This is a genomic window from Lysinibacillus sp. UBA6686 (genome assembly GCF_002455205.1).
Lineage (GTDB): Bacteria > Bacillota > Bacilli > Bacillales_A > Planococcaceae > Lysinibacillus > Lysinibacillus pakistanensis.
On sequence record NZ_DKJS01000085.1, the window covers coordinates 32,869 to 56,355 of the forward strand.

24 protein-coding genes are annotated in these 23,487 nt (G+C 36.3%); 9 read left to right on the forward strand and 15 right to left on the reverse strand.

The features are described 5' to 3' along the window. Positions 1 to 121 precede the first annotated feature (121 nt). Entirely contained in the window at positions 122 to 526 is a 405-nt protein-coding gene (locus B2R82_RS23045; protein WP_054770962.1) for a hypothetical protein, read from the forward strand. 219 nt (positions 527 to 745) lie between these two features. Further along, a complete protein-coding gene (locus B2R82_RS23050) occupies positions 746 to 1,195 on the forward strand; it encodes a helix-turn-helix transcriptional regulator (RefSeq protein ID WP_283868698.1) in 450 nt (149 codons plus the stop codon). Between the two features lie 75 nt (positions 1,196 to 1,270). Here the strand turns inward: B2R82_RS23050 and B2R82_RS23055 are convergent, their stop codons facing one another. Both B2R82_RS23055 and B2R82_RS23060 read right to left on the reverse strand, forming a co-directional pair. Next, the gene (locus B2R82_RS23055; RefSeq protein WP_286927293.1) at positions 1,271 to 2,221 is read right to left on the reverse strand and encodes a hypothetical protein; all 951 of its coding nucleotides are present in this window, start codon (positions 2,219 to 2,221) and stop codon (positions 1,271 to 1,273) included. Then, on the reverse strand, positions 2,214 to 2,723 hold the full coding sequence (locus B2R82_RS23060; RefSeq protein WP_286927294.1) for an RNA polymerase sigma factor: 510 nt from the start codon (positions 2,721 to 2,723) through the stop codon (positions 2,214 to 2,216). Before B2R82_RS23060 ends, B2R82_RS23055 begins: the two co-directional genes overlap by 8 nt. Before the next feature lie 316 nt (positions 2,724 to 3,039). Here B2R82_RS23060 and B2R82_RS23065 point away from each other — a divergent pair, with 316 nt between their 5' ends. Then, positions 3,040 to 3,774, forward strand: coding sequence for a metallophosphoesterase (locus B2R82_RS23065; RefSeq protein WP_286927295.1), 735 nt, complete (start codon positions 3,040 to 3,042; stop codon positions 3,772 to 3,774). A 30-nt stretch (positions 3,775 to 3,804) separates the two neighbouring features. On the opposite strand, the gene cyoE is transcribed toward B2R82_RS23065, so the two are convergent. Beyond that, positions 3,805 to 4,728, reverse strand: a complete 924-nt coding sequence (gene cyoE, locus B2R82_RS23070) for a heme o synthase (protein ID WP_286927296.1) — start codon at positions 4,726 to 4,728, stop codon at positions 3,805 to 3,807. A 309-nt stretch (positions 4,729 to 5,037) separates the two neighbouring features. On the opposite strand from cyoE, the gene proC reads away from it, so the two are divergent. Then, positions 5,038 to 5,847 (forward strand): pyrroline-5-carboxylate reductase, encoded by an 810-nt coding sequence (proC, locus tag B2R82_RS23075; protein ID WP_286927297.1) that lies wholly within the window; start codon positions 5,038 to 5,040, stop codon positions 5,845 to 5,847. A 39-nt stretch (positions 5,848 to 5,886) separates the two neighbouring features. On the opposite strand, the gene B2R82_RS23080 is transcribed toward proC, so the two are convergent. From B2R82_RS23080 to B2R82_RS23100, 5 genes are all read right to left on the reverse strand, one after another. Further along, positions 5,887 to 6,540, reverse strand: a complete 654-nt coding sequence (locus B2R82_RS23080) for an alpha/beta hydrolase (protein ID WP_283868703.1) — start codon at positions 6,538 to 6,540, stop codon at positions 5,887 to 5,889. Positions 6,541 to 6,770: 230 nt separating this feature from the next. Next, positions 6,771 to 7,328: a hypothetical protein gene (locus tag B2R82_RS23085; RefSeq protein WP_286927298.1), complete on the reverse strand. Its 558-nt coding sequence runs from the start codon at positions 7,326 to 7,328 to the stop codon at positions 6,771 to 6,773. Between the two features lie 251 nt (positions 7,329 to 7,579). Continuing rightward, a complete protein-coding gene (locus B2R82_RS23090; RefSeq protein ID WP_286927299.1) occupies positions 7,580 to 9,757 on the reverse strand; it encodes a bifunctional diguanylate cyclase/phosphodiesterase in 2,178 nt (725 codons plus the stop codon). 325 nt (positions 9,758 to 10,082) lie between these two features. After that, a complete protein-coding gene (locus B2R82_RS23095) occupies positions 10,083 to 10,784 on the reverse strand; it encodes an O-linked GlcNAc transferase (RefSeq protein ID WP_286927300.1) in 702 nt (233 codons plus the stop codon). A gap of 107 nt (positions 10,785 to 10,891) precedes the next feature. Beyond that, a complete protein-coding gene (locus B2R82_RS23100) occupies positions 10,892 to 11,371 on the reverse strand; it encodes a thioredoxin family protein (RefSeq protein WP_286927301.1) in 480 nt (159 codons plus the stop codon). Between the two features lie 193 nt (positions 11,372 to 11,564). On the opposite strand from B2R82_RS23100, the gene B2R82_RS23105 reads away from it, so the two are divergent. Then, positions 11,565 to 13,856, forward strand: coding sequence for a YhgE/Pip domain-containing protein (locus B2R82_RS23105; RefSeq protein WP_286927302.1), 2,292 nt, complete (start codon positions 11,565 to 11,567; stop codon positions 13,854 to 13,856). Between the two features lie 78 nt (positions 13,857 to 13,934). After that, the gene (locus B2R82_RS23110) at positions 13,935 to 14,444 is read left to right on the forward strand and encodes a PCYCGC motif-containing (lipo)protein (RefSeq protein WP_286927303.1); all 510 of its coding nucleotides are present in this window, start codon (positions 13,935 to 13,937) and stop codon (positions 14,442 to 14,444) included. A gap of 118 nt (positions 14,445 to 14,562) precedes the next feature. Here the strand turns inward: B2R82_RS23110 and B2R82_RS23115 are convergent, their stop codons facing one another. After that, positions 14,563 to 15,099 carry a hydrolase gene (locus B2R82_RS23115; protein WP_286927304.1) on the reverse strand — a complete coding sequence of 179 codons (537 nt, stop codon included), beginning with the start codon at positions 15,097 to 15,099 and terminating at the stop codon, positions 14,563 to 14,565. Positions 15,100 to 15,238: 139 nt separating this feature from the next. Beyond that, positions 15,239 to 15,889, reverse strand: coding sequence for a DUF2306 domain-containing protein (locus B2R82_RS23120; protein WP_286927305.1), 651 nt, complete (start codon positions 15,887 to 15,889; stop codon positions 15,239 to 15,241). A 669-nt stretch (positions 15,890 to 16,558) separates the two neighbouring features. Here B2R82_RS23120 and serC point away from each other — a divergent pair. Both serC and B2R82_RS23130 read left to right on the forward strand, forming a co-directional pair. After that, positions 16,559 to 17,647 carry a 3-phosphoserine/phosphohydroxythreonine transaminase gene (gene serC / locus B2R82_RS23125; RefSeq protein ID WP_286927306.1) on the forward strand — a complete coding sequence of 363 codons (1,089 nt, stop codon included), beginning with the start codon at positions 16,559 to 16,561 and terminating at the stop codon, positions 17,645 to 17,647. A 346-nt stretch (positions 17,648 to 17,993) separates the two neighbouring features. Beyond that, positions 17,994 to 18,356: a hypothetical protein gene (locus B2R82_RS23130; RefSeq protein WP_286927307.1), complete on the forward strand. Its 363-nt coding sequence runs from the start codon at positions 17,994 to 17,996 to the stop codon at positions 18,354 to 18,356. Positions 18,357 to 18,420: 64 nt separating this feature from the next. Here the strand turns inward: B2R82_RS23130 and B2R82_RS23135 are convergent, their stop codons facing one another. The 3 genes from B2R82_RS23135 to B2R82_RS23145 are packed head-to-tail and all read right to left on the reverse strand — an operon-like array spanning position 18,421 to position 20,465. After that, positions 18,421 to 18,843, reverse strand: a complete 423-nt coding sequence (locus B2R82_RS23135; RefSeq protein WP_286927308.1) for a Fur family transcriptional regulator — start codon at positions 18,841 to 18,843, stop codon at positions 18,421 to 18,423. Further along, entirely contained in the window at positions 18,840 to 19,703 is an 864-nt protein-coding gene (locus B2R82_RS23140) for a metal ABC transporter permease (RefSeq protein ID WP_286927309.1), read from the reverse strand. Before B2R82_RS23140 ends, B2R82_RS23135 begins: the two co-directional genes overlap by 4 nt. 15 nt (positions 19,704 to 19,718) lie before the next feature. Then, positions 19,719 to 20,465: a metal ABC transporter ATP-binding protein gene (locus tag B2R82_RS23145; RefSeq protein WP_286927310.1), complete on the reverse strand. Its 747-nt coding sequence runs from the start codon at positions 20,463 to 20,465 to the stop codon at positions 19,719 to 19,721. A gap of 250 nt (positions 20,466 to 20,715) precedes the next feature. Here B2R82_RS23145 and B2R82_RS23150 point away from each other — a divergent pair, with 250 nt between their 5' ends. Next, entirely contained in the window at positions 20,716 to 20,952 is a 237-nt protein-coding gene (locus B2R82_RS23150) for a Nif11 family protein (RefSeq protein ID WP_283868716.1), read from the forward strand. A gap of 55 nt (positions 20,953 to 21,007) precedes the next feature. Here B2R82_RS23150 and B2R82_RS23155 read toward each other — a convergent pair whose 3' ends face one another. Together B2R82_RS23155 and B2R82_RS23160 are read right to left on the reverse strand one after the other, a co-directional pair. Then, positions 21,008 to 21,904, reverse strand: coding sequence for a deoxyribonuclease IV (locus B2R82_RS23155; RefSeq protein ID WP_286927311.1), 897 nt, complete (start codon positions 21,902 to 21,904; stop codon positions 21,008 to 21,010). A gap of 12 nt (positions 21,905 to 21,916) precedes the next feature. After that, positions 21,917 to 23,218, reverse strand: a complete 1,302-nt coding sequence (locus B2R82_RS23160) for a DEAD/DEAH box helicase (protein WP_283868718.1) — start codon at positions 23,216 to 23,218, stop codon at positions 21,917 to 21,919. Between the last annotated feature and the right edge of the window lie 269 nt (positions 23,219 to 23,487).

Sequence of the window (23,487 nt, forward strand, 5' to 3'; positions counted from 1 at the left end):
TACTAATATTTCACAAAAAGGGCTATTTTGATTTATCATATACTTTTGCCTTATTCCATTATTAGCCATTTCAATATATAATGAAATATGAATATGATTCTATTTTCAGGGGGCATCACATATGAAATTGTTTAAGCTATATCATTCGGACGGTATACACATTATTACGGACGTCAAAAAACACAAAACGAATATCGAACTAAAAACGATTACAGGTGAAACTTTATATATTATCGTTGTCACAGATGAAAACTATACAGTTTACGACGACCGCTTTGCTGGAGCTTCAAAGCAATTAAATTCTGTTGAAGCTTTTGATATTGATGGAAACTTCCGTAGTCTAGATTTCGATAATATGCGCTCACTCTTCCAAGAAGCCTTTACAAAGCTATTACAGGAAATTGCAGAATGTGTGAATGATAATGATGAGCTTGTCGATATTGATACACTTCGTCATAAAGTAAGCGCTCAAATTAAAGGAATCCATTTCCGCGTTATTTCAGACACAAAAAAATACGAATTTTAACAATACGGTGAAACTTTATATCCTGGGTAACAAAGTTGCCTGAACCAATTGGGCTTTGGTGAGCAGTTTAAGATACCAGCGGGATAAAACAGACTGTTCAATATCATTTGGACAGTCTGTTTTACATTAATAAGCCATTTTAATATCAAAGCTGAAATCACGCTCTCCAATGCATTGATGTATAATGGTACTTAACGATCTGAAAGAAAGGGTGTTTGGATGAATCGTGAACAATTAATCACACTTATTTCAGAAAAACTGAAATTAATCCGTACCGAAAAAGATTTAACACAGGATCAGATGAGCGATTTACTAGGGCTTTCAAAAAAAACACTTGTTCAAATTGAAAAAGGTCGTATACAGGCTGGTTGGACAACAACAGTGGCAGTTTGTACCTTATGCCGAGAAAGCTCAATTTTACAGCATGAGCTTGGTGGTGACCCACTTGAGGTTGTGGATTTGATTGCGAATAACGGAACATTACAGCCAAAAGAAAAAACAATGGGTGGTTACATATGGTGGAAAAGCCTAAGTGAATACAATAGTTATCGCCTGCAGCAAAATGTTATTAGTCAACATTTTCGAATTTTAGATTCCAATAACTATCGGCTTCTCTCAACATTTGATGAAAATATTGCAAAGCAAGCATGGCAAAAACTCAAAGAATAACCAAATGCTACTGTCTATAAGATAATCGGTGGGGTTTTCCTTATCCCCACCGACGCTTAGTTGATTGCTACTTATTTATGATGCAAACATGATTATTAAATACATAATAAAGGATAAAAGATAAGCAACCCGTAATAATCGAAGCTCCATATAACCACGATGTGGCGTTAATTTTTGATTTATCCAAAATTGCCAGCAGCATAATATGATTGCGACAGGTATTAACCAACCTGCATACAACGGACTCTTTAATTTAACTGCTGCAAACAGTATGATCATTGACACACCAATATCCACTAGCAACCACTTTTTTTCTGGATAGAGGTCTGGCTTTTTTGGAAGTCTGTATTTTTTTCGTATTAAAAAACTCAAAAGAGCTTCCACTATCATAACTCCTAGTATAACAAGTGGCCATAATGACCAATTCTTAAAATTGTTTTTTAACGCTATTATTTCCTCATCCATTTTTACAGCCATTTCTTTAGAGATTGTATAATATATTTTTTTATCCCAATCAAGCATTAATAATTCCCCATTTTCGTTAGCAAAACGATTCCATTTTAGGCGTTGCTGATGTCCATCCTTAAAGGTAATGACTAGATCATACGTATCATTATCAAATACCTGCATTTCACTTTCACTCGGGAAAATTTCTTGCTGTACGGCTAATAATGTTTCTAGCTCCCTATAGACCTTTGGAGAAAGCTTTTTCACGCCCAAATAAAGTCTTGAATCTTTACCAATAAATTGGTTTTTTGAATCGGCTGCTATATAATGAACTGATGCTATTTCCTCCTTTAAAGGAAGCATCGCATTTTTGGAATTCTCATTGCCATTTACTAACAAGATGATGAATAAAAATAACATAACAAGTACACCTGTAAATGCTGTACGATACTGCCATTGATGACGTTTTGTTTCCACCTTCATTTTTTTCTCTAGATTTTCCCACGTCAGCTCTTTATCTTTTGTTGATCTTGTTAAATCCTGCATTTGTCGTAAAGCATTTTTTATTGAATCATTCATAGCATATTCCCTCCTCCCCCAGTATTTTTCGTACTACCCTAAGACCACGTGTCGTATTATTTTTCACCTTTGCTTCGCTCCAGCCAAGTAAATCACTGACTTCTTTAACAGATAGCTCCTCGATATAACGCAAAATAATAGCTTCCCGGTATTCAAGCTTTATCTTAAAAAGTGCTTGAAAAACAGCTAAAAAAATTTCCCCTTTCAGTAAAAACTCCTCTGGTAACAAGGCTTCATCTTGTAAACAATCCTTTTGAAAAAACGGGATAAATTGATAAATTCGCTTTCGTCTATAGTGATCGTATACTAAATTTCGGGCTATTTTTCTTAACCATGTAAGAATATTTGCTTCCTTCCTATATGTATGCAAGTATTGATAGGCTTTAAAGAATGTTTCCTGTGTTAAATCTTCTGCTAGCTCCTTGTTTCCTACCAAATAATAAATATATTTAAAAATAGAATCACTGTGCTTTTCATAATCTTGTTGAAATTGCTGTAGCAACTAAACTCCCTCCTTTCTACTATTCCAACACTATAGACGAACGATGAAGGAATTGGAATCACTCTGACATATGATAAAGTAAACTTTTCATTAGTGAAAAATTTAAGATGTGATAATAGGACTTGAACCTCTACTAAATAAGAAGTCCATTGCTTAAAGCATTGATAAGATAGAATCTCCATTCACCAATACTATTTCGGAAAAGAGAAAACTTTCGTAAATAGTAATTCGTCTAGAGGAGTAGAAAAGTCGAATTTTGCGGAACTATTCTCTATACTAAATAGTAACTGTACTTAACTGGAAAGGATGCACTTATATGAATAGAATACTAGCTATTAGTGATATACACGGGGAATTAGAACTTTTTGAGGAACTATTAATGGCAGCAAATTATGATGCTGCACAGGATCAGCTTTTTCTACTAGGTGATTATATCGATCGAGGACCTGCCTCAAGCGGTGTTTTAAACCTAGTAAGCGAATTGCGAGCTATGGGTGCACGGGTTCTATTAGGAAACCATGAGGCAATTATGCTAAAAGCCTGTCGCTCTGGTCATCTAAAGCCTTGGAATCATTGGGTAGGGCTCTGTGGCGGAGATGCTACGCTGGCAAGCTATGGTTATCAGGTAGCTGATTTTGAAGAAGCCATTCGTAATAACACCTTACCAACTTTTATTCAGACATTACCGAAGCTTGAAGAACATTTACAGCTTATCGAAACGCTTGAAATTTATATTGAGTTAGAAGATGCTATCTTTGTACATGGTGGCGTCGTTCCTGGAGTAGCTTTGGCTGAAACTGACCCTATGCAATTGTTATGGATACGAGAGGAATTTCATACAGGCTATCAGGGAGATAAAACGGTCATCTTTGGCCATACACCTACGTATAGACTTCATCAAAACCCTACTAATTACAATGTCTATTTTGGAGAAAATCATATAATTGGCATTGACGGTGGAGCTGTCTTTGGCGGACAATTACATGCGTTGGAATGGCCTAGTCGCCAAATCATATCAGTAGATAAGAAAAAGCCAACAAGTGATGAATAACTTGTTGGCTTTTGTTGTAATCGGATGATATTAATACAATTTAAAAATAACACCTACTAAAGAGTACACAATCACTGTTGAAAACAAAATAGTCATATGGAATAGTGAGAAGACAAACATTTTTGTCGCCCATTTAATTTGATCCTTGTTACTATGGTAGCCGTAAATACTCATTACAAGCCATGCGATACTAAGCAATAGCGCCACAAGCATAATGCCGATACTTAAAGAGCCGAATAGAAAACTTGATAAAATTAGTAATAGTAAATAAAAGTTCGTTTGATAATACGTTCGGCGCATTCCTTTTACAACCGGAAGCATTGGAACTTTAGCCGCCTCGTAGTCAGCATGCTTACGAATAGCAATAGCATAAAAATGAGGCATCTGCCATATAACCATAACAAAAAATAGACCAAGTATCGCTGGATGTGTAATGTCGGAAGAGACTGCTGCCCAACCTATGACAGGTGGAATTGCCCCTCCTATACTTCCAATTTCTGTATTATAGATAGTGCGGCGCTTTGTCCACATTGTATACGGCACTACATACAAAAATACTCCAAGGAAACCAAATGCTGCAGCTAGTGGTGATGCAAGATATAGTACAACCACACCCAAAATAAGCATAATAAATGCCAAAGTCAGAGTAGATTTCGTGGACATTTCGCCTGTAACTGTAGGACGACTTTGCGTACGAGGCATAATAGCATCAATGTCCCGATCATAGACATTATTAAATGCCCCTGCGGCTCCTATAACAAGTGCAGAACCTATAGTGGCAAAAATAATTTCAGGAATATTCTCGATAAAAGTCATTTTATTTTTGTACATCCCAAGTGTTAAACCAGCCCACATAGGAATTAAATTGGATTTAATAATCCCTGTTTTAACTGTTTGCGCTAAAATAGTAGAGCGAGATTGTTGTTGATGCTCCGTTTTTAGATTTTGTTCCATTCATCTTAATTCCTTTTCTCTCATAATTTCTACAAGCTATCTTCAATAGAAAACGACAAATTTTGCATACATATCAAATTATTATTTTACCTCTTTAAGCTAGAGTCTGTCTCTATGTTCACATAAAGTACATGATTTCTTTATCGTAAGTATAAAGAAGCAGTTCCATTCACAACATCTTCTATGATACCACCGACTGTCGTGAATTTGAACCTTATTGCCTTGATTCTTTGCATATTGCTATTCAAGAAAAACAATCTATTTTATACTAATGTGTATGTTTGGACTATATAAAGGAGTGTCTACCACGTGAAATATGGATTTATCGGCCTTGGTAATATGGCGACAGCTATTATTAAAGGTATGTGCAAAAGCGGGGATTTCGATTCTACCCTGATCTACGGATATAATCGGACGAAATCCAAAACAACAAAATTAGCAACCTCTTACGGTATTCAAGCTACAGACTCTATCGCAGCAATAATGTCAAATTGTTACATTATTATTCTTGGTGTTAAGCCTCAAATGCTGCCAGATGTTTTACCAGAGTTAAAAAAATATTTACATGACAATCACGTCATTGTTTCCATTGCTGCAGGCAAAAATATTACATATCTACAAGATTATTTATCTAAAGATACCCCGATTATTCGTGTAATGCCAAATATCAATGCCCTTATCGGCGCATCCACAAGCTGCTATACAGCAAGTGAGCAAGTATCAACTGCACAGCTTCAACTCGTTATTTCCTTGTTTGAAACAGTTGGCACAATTATGGAGGTGCCAGAACGTTTATTTTCTATTTTTACAACAATAGGTGGGGCTTCACCAGCATTTACTTATATGTATATCGACGCTTTAGCACGTGCTGCTGTACGCGAAGGTATGCCAAAAGATATGGCACTGGATATAGCTGCAAATGCAGTGCTCGGTAGTGCTAAAATGATTTTACAATCACAGGAGCATCCATGGGCACTTGTGGATCAGGTCTGCTCACCAGGTGGAACTACTATTCAAGGTGTATCCTCCTTACAAAGCAATCATTTCGAAACAACAATTCATGAAGCGGTAGCTGCTGTGACAGATAAAGATCGGAGCTTATCCAAAATAAATTTTTAAACAATATGAAAGCCGAGACAACACATGTCTCGACTTTCATTATTGATAATTTTCTTGTAACTCCTGCGCTAAAAAGGCAGTAAGGTCTCGTAAGTTTTCTGGTGTAACACCATGTCCATCTGCATACTGTTTAAATGTTACAGTTGCTCCAAACTGCTCAAAAGTTTCTTTACTTTCTGTACCCCATTGTGGCGGAATAACATAATCATAATCACCATGAGAAATAAAAGCCCGTAGATGATTAATTGGGCGAATTGCATATTCTTCTGTGACAAACTTTGGTGTATAGCCACTTAATGCTACTACCCCAGTAATTAAATTACCCATTACAAAGGCAAGTGATTGTGCCAAAACTGCTCCTTGACTAAAGCCCAGCACGAATACTTTATGCGGATCAATTTGATATTCATCAATAGCCTCTAACACAAATCGTTGTAACGCTACTAAAACTTTATCAAAGATTTCACGGTCTGGTTTACCAACCTCTTGGATAGTGAAAAAAGCATAGCCAGGCTTTTGGGTAATAGGTCCACGTAGACTAAAAATATGGCATTGTTCTTTAAAATCCTGCACTAATTGTGGTAAATCATCTTCATGACTGCCCATTCCATGCAGTAAAAAAATCGCTGGATATTTTTTATGAGGATCCATAGTAGTAGGTTGTGTATGTTTAAAGGTAAATGGTGTATTCATGAACAAAATCCTTTCAAATGGAATCATTATTATCTTACCATATTCATTTCCTGCATAACTTATTTATTGCTCAGATTTCAGTAACCGTTTAAAATTTTGATATTTGAGTACGCTTCAATTGTGCCTCTGGTTCTTTTATTAATTCCCCTGCTGTATTCTTTCTTCTGACCATCATACAGCTCAAACATTATAAAAACTACCTAACATATTAGGTAGCTTCTAAGAAAAACTTATTTCAATTTTGTTCGATTTATTAATTGATCTGTATGGTATGCTATATAACCATTCATAATGCGGATGGTTTCTTGTGGATCAGCATTAAATAGGAGTTTTGATTGCTCTGCGGTCGTCACCAATACCGTTATTAAATCCATACGCATAGAATGACCAGCAGAACTATAAGCATAATCGTAAATGATATCCTCCTCTACTAACCCTTCTTTCTCATATTGCTTATGAAACAATTTTTTCGCTTCATCAATTTGCTCAGCGACCTGTTGACGGATACGTAGCTGATGCATCAATAATTCTTCCTCAAGCTCCGCTGGCTTTAACCATTGTTTATTTACAAGCATTTTTAAGAGTTCTTTTTCCCAAACCTGCTCATTTTCAGTAAAATATAGCATATTCACCATCAATCTATCCCAAAAATCAAATTGAGACTGTGTCGATTCACGCTGCATTGCAATTGTTTCTTTAAAGTGTTGCTCTACCTTTGAAATATCCATATTGCGCACTAAATGATTACACACATTTTCAATAAACTTATTTGCCTCTTCTTGTGCCATAAAAACCGTCCTTTATATCTACAAATCAAATCACCTCTATCATACCATGATTGTAGAATATAAAGAAACGGGTAATCCCTATGCCTGAAATGACGGTTGTTGGTATAACACTGAAACGCCAGATTCAATGGCAGGACGGCTAAGAAATTCCACAATGACACGATATGTGTGACTGTGGAGTCCATAACTTTAACAGCTATGATATGGCATTCGTTATTTGGCGGAAGACTTATTGAAAAGCTCCATTACTATTATTTTTCCAGAACTGAAATTGAATCTAATATACGCTTCACATGATTGTGAAGTGATTTGTAGGATTCCTGCAATATTTCAGGCTGTATAGGCTTACTGAATAAAAAGCCCTGTACAGCATCACACTTACTATTCACTAAATAGCTTAGCTGATCTATCTCCTCTATTCCCTCTGCAACTACCTTTAACTGTAGATGCTTGGCCATTGAAAGAATCATGTCTACTAATGCCTTATCTGTAGAATCTGCATGGATCTTTTGCACAAAAGAACGATCTATCTTTAAACAATCTATCGGAAAATCCTTCAGATAAGATAGGGATGAATAGCCTGTCCCAAAATCATCTACGGCAATGGTCACACCAAGTCCCTTTAGTTGAAGTAATATTGTCGTCATATGATTGCTGTTGATCGTCATGCTTTCTGTAATTTCTAGCTGTAAAAATTGTGCATCCAACTGTGTCTTGTCAAGTACTTGTTGTATCATTTCCACTAGATTTTGCTGAAAAAGTTGACCTAATGATAAATTGACAGCCACCTTCATTGGAGGTAGGCCGGCTGCTTCCCATTGTTTCACTTGTCTACAGGCTGTTTCTAACACCCATTGTCCGATAGGGATAATCAGACCAGATTCCTCTGCAATTGGAATGAAAACCCCTGGCGAAATCCATCCCTTTTTTGGATGCTGCCATCTGATTAAAGCTTCTACTGATTTTATTTCACCTGATTGTAAATTGATTTGAGGCTGATATTCCAAATAAAGCTCCTGGTTGTCTAATGCATCATGTAAATCATTTTCTAATACAAGACGCTCTGTCATTTCACTAGACATAGTGGATTCATAAAATCGTATACGTGATGGAATCTTATGTGCTTTATGCATCGCATAGAGTGCAAATCTAAGAAGTTCTTCCTCCCTATTTGAATCGGTAGGAAATAAAGAAATTCCAATATTGAGTTGACTATTGAGGGAAAAATGTTGTACTTGAAATGACTCTTCCATGACCAATTGAAGCTGCTGACTTAGCTGGGTTAACTGATGGGTATGAACCACTTCATCAATAAAAATCACAAAATAATCCTCTCGCAGCATACAAAGATCATATTTCTCTGGTATCACGTTTTTTAGCCGTTGTGCAATCAGATCGATCATCTGGTCTGCATATGTATTACCTAAAGATGCTTTAATGGCTGAAATCCTTTCGATACCAATGGCAATAATTGCTTTTTGGGATGCAGTTATGTATAAATTTCTTTTTAATGTCTCCATTAAAAAACGATCATTTGGTAGGGTCGTTACTTCATTGTGATAGGCCATAAAATGCATTTGTTCACGAGATTTTTCTAGATGAGCTTGTGTATCCATTAGTTGTTGAAAAGGCTTTTCAATAGATGAAAAATAAATTGCTCTAAATAAAAGGTAGAAGGAGCTTAACTGGAAAATATGACCAATAAAATTTTTGATGTCATAAACATCACGATATATTGTAAAAAGATAATCACTCATGATTAAATAAATCGCACTGCCCACCGAAAGAAAAATAATTTTTGGTGCTCTTTTAAATTTTTTTAGTAAAACAATAATAATGACGATGTGTAACAGGACCGCTAAATATTGCAAAGTATTTTTTAACGCTGTAGGCCCTTCTCCTTCAATGATTAGTGATGGCAAGATAGGTGTAGGGGCATAAATAATAGCAAAACAAGCTATAATTATTAAAAACGGCAGCGTATAAATTTGCCATCGAAAGGTAATTTTAACTTCCTTGTCTTTCATAAAAAGAAGCACAAGACCACCAACCGATAAAAGCAATCGCCCTAGCATATAGAACCATGTGGCAGCATATGGTGTACTCTCTGTAATGAAGAAAGGCATTCCTTTATAGGATAGGGTATGGGCTATTTCTATTAAGCTAATGGTTAAAAATAAAGCGCCAGCATAGAGAACTCGTTTCGATAAAACATAGGGTGAAACTAACCAGGCCTGAATCGAAATCGCCATGGTTACCACAATAATAAGGATTTCCATCATTAAATGAATTGTGACATAGTTGTTCTTACCGAAGATGCCATATAATTGGTCCCCACCTAAAGCAATGACACTTAAGAAAATCACAGTTAATACAAGAAATTGACTCCCCCTTTTTACAAATGAAAAATCATCATTGAATTTCCCCATTGTTTCTTCCCCCCTTTGCTTAGGTTTCTTTTCAACATTTCATATAGAAATATTGGAATAATTATACTATAAAATACTCCTAATAACAGAGGTTTCGATTTTCCATTTGATTAATCAATTATGCCTCAGCATAATTGCGTCAGGAATCGGTTTTGTGTCAGTTAGCCGTTATCGCATGGATGCGATGATTTTAGGCTAACATCCCCGCTACGCTTTCGATACAAAAAACATTGCTGAAAGAAGTTAAAAATACAGATTATTGCCTGATTAAGCTTGAATGATGGTCACAAAAAAATGCCTCGATTTTCGAGACATCTTTCCCTTGCTATGAAAATACATAGCTATCCATATTATCCATCGTATTTTGAATAGCTTCCCGCAATGATCGCTGATGCTCTCCACAAGCGGCAAGGGCCTCCTCTAAGGTAATTGCGGCATTTGCCATAAACGGTGCCAGCTGTAAATCCTTCGCTAATTGAATCAAGACAAGCGCTTTATTCCACTTCCAGCGTGCATTATGGGGATCTAAATAAATTGCTTGCTCTAAATAACCAAGTGCATCAAAGGGCATCCAGCCAAAGCGGTGCATCGTTTGTCCTGCAATTCCCCAATATAAGGCCTTATTTGGATTTTCCTTAACAGCTTGTTTAAAACAATGCACACTCTCATTGTAATGGTGCGCAAACAAAAATAATTCTCCTTGCGTAAAAAATGATTGTGCTTTTTCATAGGTCGTACCGATTCTCGCTATATTCTCTAGCTCTTGGATACGCCTAGAAAATTCAGCCTCATCCTTTATTGCACGAATTTCTACGACAACATCTGATTCAGGGTAGCTTTCATCTGCACGCTCCACATGCTGAATTTCAACTGCTAGCGTAGGCTTAGGGTAGCTAGCAAAATCATACTCTTCTAATAATTTTATATATTTTTCAGCTAACGCCTTTTCCGCTTCATCTGCCACTTGCTTAGCAGCTTCATAGCATTTCATCAGCTCTCCATTATAAAAATAATCATCCATCGTCATTCTAACTTCCTCCAATGTACAACTTTTCAGTATATTTAGTATACACTAACTACATTAAAAAAAAGACTGCTCAAAATTTAACTTTCGAAACAGTCTCATCATTCATGTTATTTTTTTAATACCTCTGTCTTTAAGAATGCTCGTAAATCTTCCTCAGGTAATGCACCTACAAAGCGATTAACCTCTTTACCACCCTCGAAGCGGATAAACGTTGGAGTCGCTTCGATATTGTACTTACTCCCTAAATCGTCATACTCATAAAGATTCAGTTGAGCAATATCAACACCTAACTCATCAGCAATTGGCATTAATACAGGTGTAAATGCTTTACAATGCATACATATTGGACTGAAGAAATAGGCATTTACATCTTCTCCAGCTTTGATTTTTTTCTCTAATTCATCAGGCAGCATAATATTTTGGTAGTTTTTATCATCTAATTGATCGATTGTCTCTTGTTTCAGTTCTTTGTCACCATACAAATCCTTAGCATTTGCTAGCTTACTTTTGTTTGACATATTTGTTAGCACAATAATTGCTGCAAATAGTACAACAATAATGGAACCAATAATCAGTAATTTTTTCATGTGTTCCTCCTTTTAGACACTAAAAATACCCTAAATTTAGTGTATTCGCGACTTGATTATAAAGTATTTTGAAATCCTAGTAAACTAATTTGCCTTTAATAATAAGTTTTTCCACAATTCAAACATAATTTGGCTCAAATTTGGGAACATACATATTAAAGAGCTCGCTCAATATGAATGTGGAGTGGTTACTATGAAGCATACTATTCAACATAGCCTGCAAATTTATAAAAGAGATATCCATAATATTTTAACAAACTGGGTAGTAGCTGTCATTATTGGTGGGCTCATCTTTTTACCCTCTCTATATGCATGGCTTAATATCTATGCCTCTATGGACCCGTACGCCCACACAGCTAATATGAAAATCGCTGTAGTTAATGAAGACACTGGAACTACCGTTAGAGGAGAAAATGTCAATGTTGGGAACGAGGTAGTCAACAATTTAAAAACAAATAAAAATTTTTCTTGGATATTTTCATCCCATGAACAGGCCATTGATCAATTACAAAATGGCGATTATTTTGCGGTGATTATAGTTCCAAATGATTTTTCTCAAAAACTCACCTCTATCCTATCCAACCAACCTACAAAAGCACGTATCGATTATTATGTGAATGAAAAAATCAATCCTATTGCACCAAAAATCACTAGTAAGGGAGCTGGTGTGCTGACTCAACAAGTATCTAACGAATTTGTTTCAACCGTCAATGGAACACTTTTCTCTATTTTTAATACAATTGGCGTTGAGATGGAACGAGAAATTCCTGACTTTAGAAAATTTGAACATTATCTATTTACCATCGAGCAGCATCTACCTGATATTGAAACATTTTTAGCACAAACGGCTACAGGTGGGAAGGAAGCTGAGTCACTATTAGATGGTACCATTAAAGAGGTGCCAAAGGTTGCGGCATTAACTAATGATGGTCTTACAACTATACAGCATGGTTTAACATTAATGAACGAAGCAGAGACGCTGTTTAATCAGCTATCTCCAGCCATTAAAAAGGAGTTGGAAACTGTTCAACAAATTGCCCAACATTTTTCAGGGCTATTAGAGAAGCTACAAAATGCTGTTGTGGATACATCGAAGATTGCACAAACAAAGGCAACGATACAAAAGCAACTAGAGGATTCACGAAAAAAGGTCAATAATAGCATCCAGACACTCGAAGCACTCCAAAATTTAACACAAGCTGATGCATCTTCACGCAAGCAACTTGAAAGCTCACTTGAAACTATAATTACGGATCTACAGGAAAATAAAGATGTCAATAAGGAGCTCATCACAAAACTTGAGGCTATACAAGGAAATTTACAAACAAATCCGAGTTTAACTGACTATTCATTAAACACATTAACATCCTTACAACAGCTCAATACCTTGCTCTTAGATGTCCATACAAACGTACAAAAGCTTAATGTCTTAAATGAAGAAACCATAAAAAAGGATATCGCTAATCTTCAATCCATGGCACAAACTGCTGCTAACCACCTACAGCAATTCGTTACACATTATAACGAGGATCTTGAACCACAAATTCATACAACCTTATCATCTGCTAAAAATACGCTAACAAATGCATCTACCATGCTAACAAATGTAAAAAATTCCATACCAGAAGCAACAAATCGCTTAAAAAATGCTAGAAAAACATTAGAAACTGCCAATAATACCATTTCTAAAGTACAATCCAATTTTCCTACTCTTAGTACCAAAATTAGAGATCTTGCTAAGAAGCTACGTTCATTAGAAAATGAAGCAGACATATCCGAAATTGTTCAATTGCTAAAAAATGATGTTAATGCTGAACGGGAATTCTTTGAAGAACCTATTAAGCTTGAGGAACATAGATTGTTTCCAATCGAAAATTATGGAACTGCTATGACTCCTTTTTATACCGTATTGTCTATATGGGTCGGCTGTTTATTGTTAATTTCACTATTAGCTGTGGATATTCATCATCATACACAATACAGTATACGTGCCATCTATTTTGGTCGACTGTTAACATTTGCTACGTTTTCTTTTATCCAAACATTGATTATAACAATTGGTGATATTGTTCTTTTGGATGGATCCATTAGTTCTCCATATTACTTTATACCTTTTGGTCTTTTTATTAGCTTCGTGTTTGTGACAGTTGTCTATACACTCGTATCGGTGTTCGGAAATGTAGGAAAAGCATTAGCCATTGTCATGCTGGTATTGCAAATTGCTGGCTCTGGAGGCACATATCCAGTTGAATTATTACCAAAATTTTTTCAATTAATGAACCCATTTCTTCCCTTTACCTACGCAATAGAAATGATGCGAGAAGCAGTTGGAGGTATAATTTGGACAAAGGTCTGGGTAGATTTAGCCTTTTTATCTTGCTTCTGGTTAGTCTTTATTTTATTTGGCTTTTTCTTAAAAAAATTATTGAGTGAGAAAATGGAACATTTCATGAACAAAACACGTGGCTTAGATATATTTCATTAAATCTCCCTACTCTTCCTATAAATGTTTCGACCAGCGATGCTATAATGACAGTAGTGTAAACATCTAGGAGGCGTTCTATTGAAAAAACTCATCTTTCTTTTTGTTATGTCGTTATTAGTGTTAAGTGCTTGCGGTGATGAAAAAAAGACTGTTGAATCAAATCAGGACTCTGGGCACAATGAAGCTTCACATGAAGGACAAGCCCATGACACTGGAGATATTCAGGAAGAAACAGCGTCTGCTGACGTTCTCCCTTCCTTTTTAGACAATCAATCTGAAAATATTCGCTTAGTATATCAAGTTGCTGGACAAGCCACAGAGGTTTTAGAATGGATACCATGCTATTGTGGATGTGGTGAATCTGCAGGGCATAAAAGTAATTTAAACTGCTTTATCCAGGAGAAGCGTAAGGATGGAGCTATCGTTTGGGATGATCACGGTACTCGCTGCTTGGTATGTCTCGAAATTGCTGTACAATCTGCTAAAATGCATAAGGATGGCATGAGTCTAAAGGAAATTCGTCAAGCAATAGATGACACATATAAAGAAGGTTATGCTAAACCAACACCTACTAAAATGCCTGCATAAAAAAGCAAAGTCGCATGCACTTGCGGCTTCGCTTTTTTTGTTGTTTGAAAGACAAAAAAGATGTTTGATTAAGTACATTAGACCCTTCAAACATCATTGAAAATCCGTATTTTATCGTTTACTTGACAAGCTGTAATATTGTTTTAAAATGCTCATGATCTGCTCTTTGCAGAAGCTCGTATAAAATCATCTCCGTACTCGTTGGTAAAATGCCTAGTGCCTTCATTTTCTCTAGCCCTAGCTCTTTATTTTCCTTTGTTCGAGAAGATACCGCATCTGCGACAACTTCCACTTCAAAGCCTTGCTCTTTCAACTGTCGGGCTGTTTGATAGACACAAATATGCGTTTCGATTCCTGTCACAATAAATTGTGAACGACCAGTAGCTTTTAAGGCCGTCATAAATTCTTCCTCTTGACATGCACTAAATGCCATTTTGGCTATAGGCTGCCCTTGAATATGTTGGGCAATTTCTAATGCGGTACCACCTAAACGGCTTGGATTCTGCTCTAGCCATAATACAGGTACTCCCAGTACTTGCATAGCCTGAGCCAGTTTAGAGACATTTTGAATTGTGACTTCGCTTTCATCCACGATAGTTGCTAACTTCCCTTGTACATCGACAACCACTAAACATGCTTCTTCTACTGTAAACATTTGAACACCCCTTTGAATCATAGTCAACATCATTATACCGAAAGTTGTGTTGTTTATCTGCATTCAGCCTTGTTTTTTGGAGCTGAATAAGGCAACATGTTTTTGATGGCTAAAATAATATGTTCGCCACTACAAAATTTTATGTTCCATATAGTAACTTAGAGTCCCTCTTTTTATGTTTCCGTTTAATAAGCCACTCCGCTATGATTAAATTAGGCACCCAACAGAGCCAAGCGATAACTGTATAACTTATTTCAAAATGGTGAAACCCGAATAATCCCGTAAAAATAGCTAGCCAGATTCTTAATGTGACGGCTGCAAAGGTTAAGGAATAATTTCTAATCATCCACTTTTCATGAGTATCAATTTTTTTATGTTTAATGTTAGCCAGTGCCTGCGAAGCTGTGATTAGCCAACAAATCGATAAAAGGCCAAAACCCAACTGAGACATTACTCCTCCAGTTGCATGAAATGCCAAATAAAGGCCCGAAGTACCCCCAAATAAAATACCCATCATATAAATTCTTCCCATTGTGCGATGAAGCTTAATATTCTTTTCTCTAAATTTTGAGAATAGCGTAAAGGGACCGATAACTAATGCTAAAACACTAAATATAATATGTATATAAAGCATTATGTACCATAGTGAACTTATTGTGGAATTTAACATTAGCTTTAGTTTTACAAACCCTGCTTGATGAGCATCCATAAAAAAATACTGAACAATGGAATAACTAGATATTAAAATTGCTAAGCAACAACTAACAATTAGCCATGCTTTTTTATTCATCCTACTACCTCCTAAAATTTTGTTTTTTCATAGCATGCATGAAAGCTTTTTCTACAAAAGGTTAAGTATGCTTTTCTTCATACACCTCTCAAAATATATGAATAGTAGACTATTTTTATCCCCATTCATTTTTTGCCACATTCCCTTCTCTGTTTATACTGTAGCATTGTAATTTATTGCATTTTCTTTTTGCTATACAAGTGGTACTAAAATGAATATAAGTGGTCTTATTTAGCCCCTGAAAATAAAAGGGAAGACAGGAGCTAGGTATTACACCCTCCCACCACATAAACACGAACGTTCAATATTAAAATGATTGTAATGATTAATAAATTACGAATATAATTTCGATTAACGCCTATTCATCCATGCGTTTGTTCGTATTTATCACTTAATGCTCATTATTAATTTACTTAATTGTGTACATTTTGTAGCGAGAGTGACACTATTTTGCTTAAATATTGAGAATTTTATTTTTTCTATTGAAAATTGAGTTATAATCCAGTAAAGTTCTTTTATCCTGCTTTTACGGTTAGTTCATCATTTTAGAATACATGCATAAACAAACTGTAAAAGCCTGATGGAAATTATCTACTATTCACGAGGAGAGAATCGACTCCTGTTGAATGAACAAAACTCACTTTATAAAACAATAAGGAGTGTACCACTTTGACACAACGCGCATACAATTTTAACGCAGGTCCATCTGCACTACCGCTAGAAGTACTAGAAAGAGCTCAACAGCAATTAGTAAACTTCCGTGATTCAGGTATGTCCATTATGGAGATGAGTCACCGCAGTGCAATTTTTGATGAAGTACATAATGAAGCAATTGCTTTATTAAAAAAGCTTTATGCTATCCCAGAAAACTATGAAGTTCTGTTTCTTCAAGGAGGTGCCAGCCTGCAGTTCACAATGGTACCCATGAACTTCCTTCAAGCAGATCAAACGGCAAGCTATGTTTTGTCAGGCTCATGGGCTGAAAAAGCCTTCAAGGAAGCCAAATTATTTGGTACACCTGTAGAAGCAGCAAGTACTAAAGAAAATCAATATCGTAGTATCCCAGCGTTAGCAGATATTCACTTCAACGAAGAGGATGCCTATGTGCATATTACTTCAAACAATACAATTTATGGTACGCAATGGAAGGAATACCCAGAAACAGGCAATGTCCCATTAGTGGCAGATATGTCTAGTGATATTCTTTCAAAACCAATCGATATCAGCAAATTTGGCCTTATTTATGCAGGAGCTCAAAAAAATCTTGGCCCATCTGGAGTAACGGTTGTCATCATTCGTAAGGATTTACTAGAAAAAGAAAATAAAAATATTCCAACGATGTTGAAATATACAACTCATGCTGATAGTAATTCTTTATATAATACACCACCAACCTTTGGTATTTATATGTTAGGTGAGGTATTAAAATGGGTAGAATCCAAGGGTGGCGTTGCAGAAATCGCGAAGCACAATGAGGTAAAGGCAAAAGTTATTTATGATGCGATTGATAATAGCAATGGCTTCTATAAAGGGCATGCTACACCAGAAAGCCGTTCTTTAATGAACATTACTTTCCGTGTCGCTGATGAGGAGCTTGAAAAACAATTCCTAGCAGAAGCAAAGGCAGCAGGATTTATCGGACTAAACGGACACCGCTCTGTAGGTGGTTGTCGTGCTTCAACTTATAACGCTGTACCATTAGAGGCTTGTGAAGCATTACGTGACTTCATGATAGCTTTCCAACAAAAGCATCAATAATCTATTTTCTCTCATCTCCAACTTAATGTAAAAAGACGAAGGAATAGATCGCTTATTCTTTCGTCTTTTTGTCTCCCTAGAAATCAAGTTTTACTCCCTACCACTTCAATCTTCAACTAATTTGCGACGCTTTCTAAAAATGTTTAGTAATAATAGGATGCTTTTAAATTTCTTATGATCTAGTGATTTACATTGGGGATATCTCATAATGCTAACTAACGTTAAGAAATTTATAGTCTTTTATATAGCCTATCGGACATATTGCCAATCTTCTTTCATTTTGATTTCATAGATTATTAATGTAAAGCACTACCTTTACAATAATAGATGAAGGGAGGTTTTTATAATGGAAGATAGAAGATATGGAACTTATATGAACTTTGACCACAATAAATGTTTTAAAAAATGTTGTAACGAGGCAGCAGCAAAACGTTGTCGTTGTGAAGAAGAAAAAGTTTGTCCCTGTAAAGAAGAAAAATGCACACCAAGAATGAGTGCTAACTGTAGAGGCTGTATCTGCCAACAATTAAGAAGATTAGAAGCTCCAGTTACACTAGACATCTTTCTAAATGGAGGTCAAAGCTTCTTAGGCGTGACTTTCATTTCCTTCGATCCTCAAAATTGCTGTGCTGTTTTCCTAGAGCCAGGTACAACAGGAACTTTAACTATAGATTGTAATCAAATTGATGCTATTCGTAGAGTAGCTTAATTACCAAATAAAAAGGATAGTGCAAAGTATTGATGTACTTTCGCACTATCCTTTTTTCTATATCTTAAACTGTTTCATGTTTACAATCCGGACATTTACCATAAATCTCGAATTTATGATTTTCTATTTCATAGTTTGGCAGCTTTTCTCCAAGCATTTCCATAGGACATAAATTTAACTCTTTGACATTTCCACAATCCATACAGATAAAATGATGGTGATGATGCTCTGACTCACAATGCATACGGAAATTACGCTCTCCAGATAATTCTGTTTCCTCCAGTATGCCAAGTTTCACAAATGTAGCTAGGTTGCGATAAATGGTATCGAAACTCATACCTGGAAAATCTTTTTTTAAAACATCCAGTAAATCACGAGCCGTTAGATACTTATCAGTTGCTGCAAACATATCTAATATCAGCTCTCGTTTGTCCGTTTTTTTATAGCCGTTCTCTTTTAAAATTTCCCACGCTCTTGTACTATTCAAGACGCTACCTCCCCTTGTTTTGCAGCCACTTTAAATGCTATTTTCTTCCCTAGTATAACAAGTAACAAAATAAGAATGGAAGTGACCACAATCGTACCTCCTGGCGCTAAATCCAAATAAAAAGCACTTACTAGCCCTATTAGCACAGCTGCTTCCCCAAATACTATGGCATAAATAATTGTTTGTTTAAAGCCCTTAGCCAGTCGCATGGCAGCAGCCACAGGAAGTGTCATAAGCGATGACACAAGTAATATTCCAACGATGCGCATACTTGCGGCAATCACAAGTGCTGTCACAATCATAAACAACAGGTGAATCCAACGTGCAGGTAAACCGCTCGCTTTCGCATATTCCTCATCAAAAGATAGGACAAAAAGCTCTTTAAAAAATAAAAATAAAAAAATGATAACAACTGCAGCAATGCCCACAACTACCCAGAGATCCTGACGTGACACAGCCGATACAGAGCCAAATAAATAGCTCATTAAATCTGTACTAAAGCCGCTTGCAAGTGAAATAAAGATAGCACTAATACCAATACCACCAGACATGATAATAGGAATCGCAAGCTCTTCGTAGTGCTTATATAGCCGTCTTAGTCGTTCGATTAATATAGAGCCACTCACAGAGGCCAGTATCCCTAAATAAATTGGATTAAGCATCGCTAGCGCTGTCACTGATTGACTAATGTATAGGCTTCCTGCTATACCAGCGAGTGTCACATGTGATAAGGCATCTGCAATTAGAGACAATCGACGTACAACAATAAAGACACCAAGTAGCGGCGCCAATATGCCTATTAGTAGCCCAGAGAAAAAGGCATTTTGTAAAAATTCATAATGTAAAATCGCTTCAATCATAGTGCCTTCCCCTTCTTAATGAATCTTTCTGACAGAATGACCATACCAAGCATCGAGTGCATCCTGAGAAATGCTGTCAAACTCATTTTTATAACCATGGAAGTGAATCGTTTGATTTAAACATGCCACATGACTGATGCGGTTTGATACTGTATCGACATCGTGTGTGACAAGAATCATTGTAATTCCCTGTTCCCGATTTAATTTCGCCAGCATATCATAAAATGATTGCACATTCTCATGATCAATGCCGACAGTTGGTTCATCTAATATTAGTAGCCTCGGTTCACTCACTAAGGCTCGTGCAATAAAGACCCGCTGCTGCTGCCCACCTGATAAATCGCCAATATTACGATGCATAAAAGCTTCCATTCCAACAGCTTTTAAGGCATTCAAAACTTTTTCTTTTGCATCGCGTCCTGGTCTTTTAAATAGCCCTAATTGTTTCGTTAATCCACTTTTTACTACCTCTTGGACGGTTGCTGGAAAACCTGAGTTGAAGGCATTAGATTTTTGTGAAACATACCCTATCCATTCACGGTGCTTAAAAGTAGTGCTGCGTTCACCAAATAACTTTATTTCTCCAGACATAGGTCTTAATAGTCCTAAAATAATTTTTAATAATGTAGATTTCCCAGAGCCATTTGGACCGAGTAGTGCTAAAAAATCACCCTCTTCTACACGAAAAGAGATATTTTTTAGGACTTGTGTATAGTCATATTGAAATGACACGTTTTCAATACTAATTAATGATTTTTTCATTCATGATCGCTTCTTTCTAATTCAAAATCATTACGATTTACAAATTGTAAGTATAAATGAAAGCCCGGTTTTTGTAAAGAAAAAAAGAATCCTATGTTTTATGATCTGGTGGAAATGTTGTTATAGTTCAAACAAGTGGCTTCCTGTACTCTGTGAACAATTGTCCTATTTGTCTTGTGCTCATATCATGTTCTTCTGCTGAATGAAGATAAAGATTTTCATAAAACTATATTTTGAAGGAGGACTCGCTTTGAGTATTCAATTTTTACAGCAATTAGCACAAAGTAGTGATAAGGAAATTGTTGCCATCGCTCGTGCTGAAGGATTTGACATTACAACGTCTGAAGTAAAAAAACTTCGGCCCCATTTGGAGCAATTCTCATTTTCTTGGCTTTTTTTAGGCATACCTAAAGATATACTTGTTGAGGTTGAGGCTGTTTTAGGTAGAAAGCGCTCTCGTCAGCTTATCGCACTTTTCACGAAATAATTGAAAATGCCCGAAAAACAGTGTTCATTTCACTGATTTCGGGCATTTTGTGTTGTTATCCTTCTTTTAGCGTAGTGATTAACTCAGGTTTAAATTCACCACTTCGTAACATCTCTAGTTCATACTTATAAGGTGCTGATTTAGATTTAGCATCACTATTTAACGCAACATATGGAGTTTCTAGGATTTTAGGAATCTCCTTTAATTGCGGGTGATGCACTACATAGTTTAATGCCTCAAAGCCAATATGACCAAAGCCAATATTTTCGTGGCGGTCTTTTCCTGCACCTCGAACATTTTTAGAGTCATTGATATGAAGAACTTTAATCCGGTCAACACCGATAATTTTATCAAATTCATTTAATACACCATCAAAGTCTTCTACAAGATTGTAGCCAGCATCATGTGTATGACATGTATCAAAACAGATAGAAAGGCGTTCATTATTTGTCACACCATCGATAATCTTGGCAAGCTCTTCAAAAGAACGACCACATTCCGTTCCTTTACCCGCCATCGTTTCTAATGCAATTTGGACAGGATACTCCTGTGATAGCACTTCATTTAAGCCTTCAATAATTTTGGCTATACCTGCGTCAGCACCAGCACCAACATGGGCACCTGGATGTAAAACAATTTGGTTGGCTTCCAACGCAGCTGTCCGTTCAATTTCAGATTGTAAGAAATCTACACCTAGTTGAAATGTTTCAGGTTTTTCTGTATTTGCAATATTAATGATATAAGGTGCATGGACAACGATGTTTGTCATGCCATGCTCCTTCATGTGTAATAGACCATTCATGATATTAAGATCTGCAATAGCTTTACGACGCGTGTTCTGAGGTGCTCCCGTATAGATCATAAAGGTATTTGCCCCATATGAAAGGGCCTCTTTACTTGACCCTAGTAGCATTTCCTTCCCACTCATCGAAACATGTGATCCAAGTAGCATGAGAATACCTCCTTATTTTTTTCCACGGGCTTTTAAGCGACGTTCACGTTTTTTTATTTTTTCCATTTCCCATTTCATATTACGCTTGTAGCCTGGTTTTACTTTTTTCGGCTTACGAACTAAAGATTTTGCCTTTGCATCGATTTCATTTTCATGCTTTACACGATTTTTTCGAGCATGACGATCCTTTAATTCAGACCATTCTCCATCTTTTACGTCTTTTTGTACAAATGGGATGCCCATTTTCTCTACACGAATTAATGCATCCTCATCTGAAGGCTCAAACAAGGTGATGGCTGTTCCTTTATTTCCTGCACGCGCAGTACGTCCTACACGATGAATAAAGAATTCTAGGTCTTCTGGAATTTCATAGTTAATGACATGTGAAATCCCTTGAATATCAATACCACGAGCTGCCAAATCAGTAGCAACAATATATTGATAATCTAAATCACGAATTTGTTTCATCATCTTCTTACGATCACGGGGACTTAAATCACCATGTATTTGACCACAGCGAATACCATTTTCATTTAAATAACCTGCAACTTGCTCTGCCGTTTTACGCGTATTTGTAAAAATCACAGCTAAAAATGGATTAATTCCTTCTATCACATCTAATAAACGCTTATTCCGTGATTTCGAGCGAACTGGTACAAGCACAAAATCAATGCCCTCTGCCACTGGTCGCTTATCGTTCATATGGATGTGGACAGGTGTCTCCATATATTTCTTTAAGAAAGGCTGAAGTTTTTCTGGTATAGTTGCTGAGAATACAAACATTTCAAGATTTTCTGGCATTTGAGAAGCAAAGCCATCAATCTCCTCGATAAAGCCCATATCGAAGGCTAGATCAGCCTCATCGACAACTAAAATTGGTGCCGTATGCACAAATAACGCTTGCGCAGAAACGAGGTCACGAATACGTCCAGGCGTCCCAACAACAATTTGTGGCTGCGTTTTTAACTTATCAATAGAGCGTTGTTTGTCCGTACCCCCAATAAATAGTTTTGCTTGAATTGCTGTTCCTTCTATTAATTGGTTTAACGCATCAAAGATTTGCTGCGCAAGCTCACGCGTAGGTGAAGTAATCACAGCTTGTACTTCTTGTTTATCTGGATTAATACGCTGCACAATTGGAATTAAAAAGCTATGTGTTTTTCCTGTTCCTGTATGTGCCTGTCCAATAGCACTTTTCCCTTTTAATAGTAGCGGAATGATTTCCTTTTGAATTGGCGTCGGTTCTGTAAAGCCCAGTTTTGCTATTGCGTCCTGCAAAAATGGCTGAAAATTATAATCAGTATATTTTGACATCCTTCGTTCCTCCTAACATCTTTCCCATTGTATCATGATTCAACTTCTAGGTATATTAACGGCCTATTAAACTTCAGCATGAACATTATTTATTAGTTTTATTATCCTTACAACAAAACCCTTATCAAAGGTACTGTAAATACGGTTAAGATGCAATCAAAAAAGTGCTACGTTATAATTGAAAAAAGCAAAGTATTCGTATTTTTTATGTCAATTTATTGCAAACTAATCAGTTGAATAATTACCACATGTTATGATGAGGAAGTAAG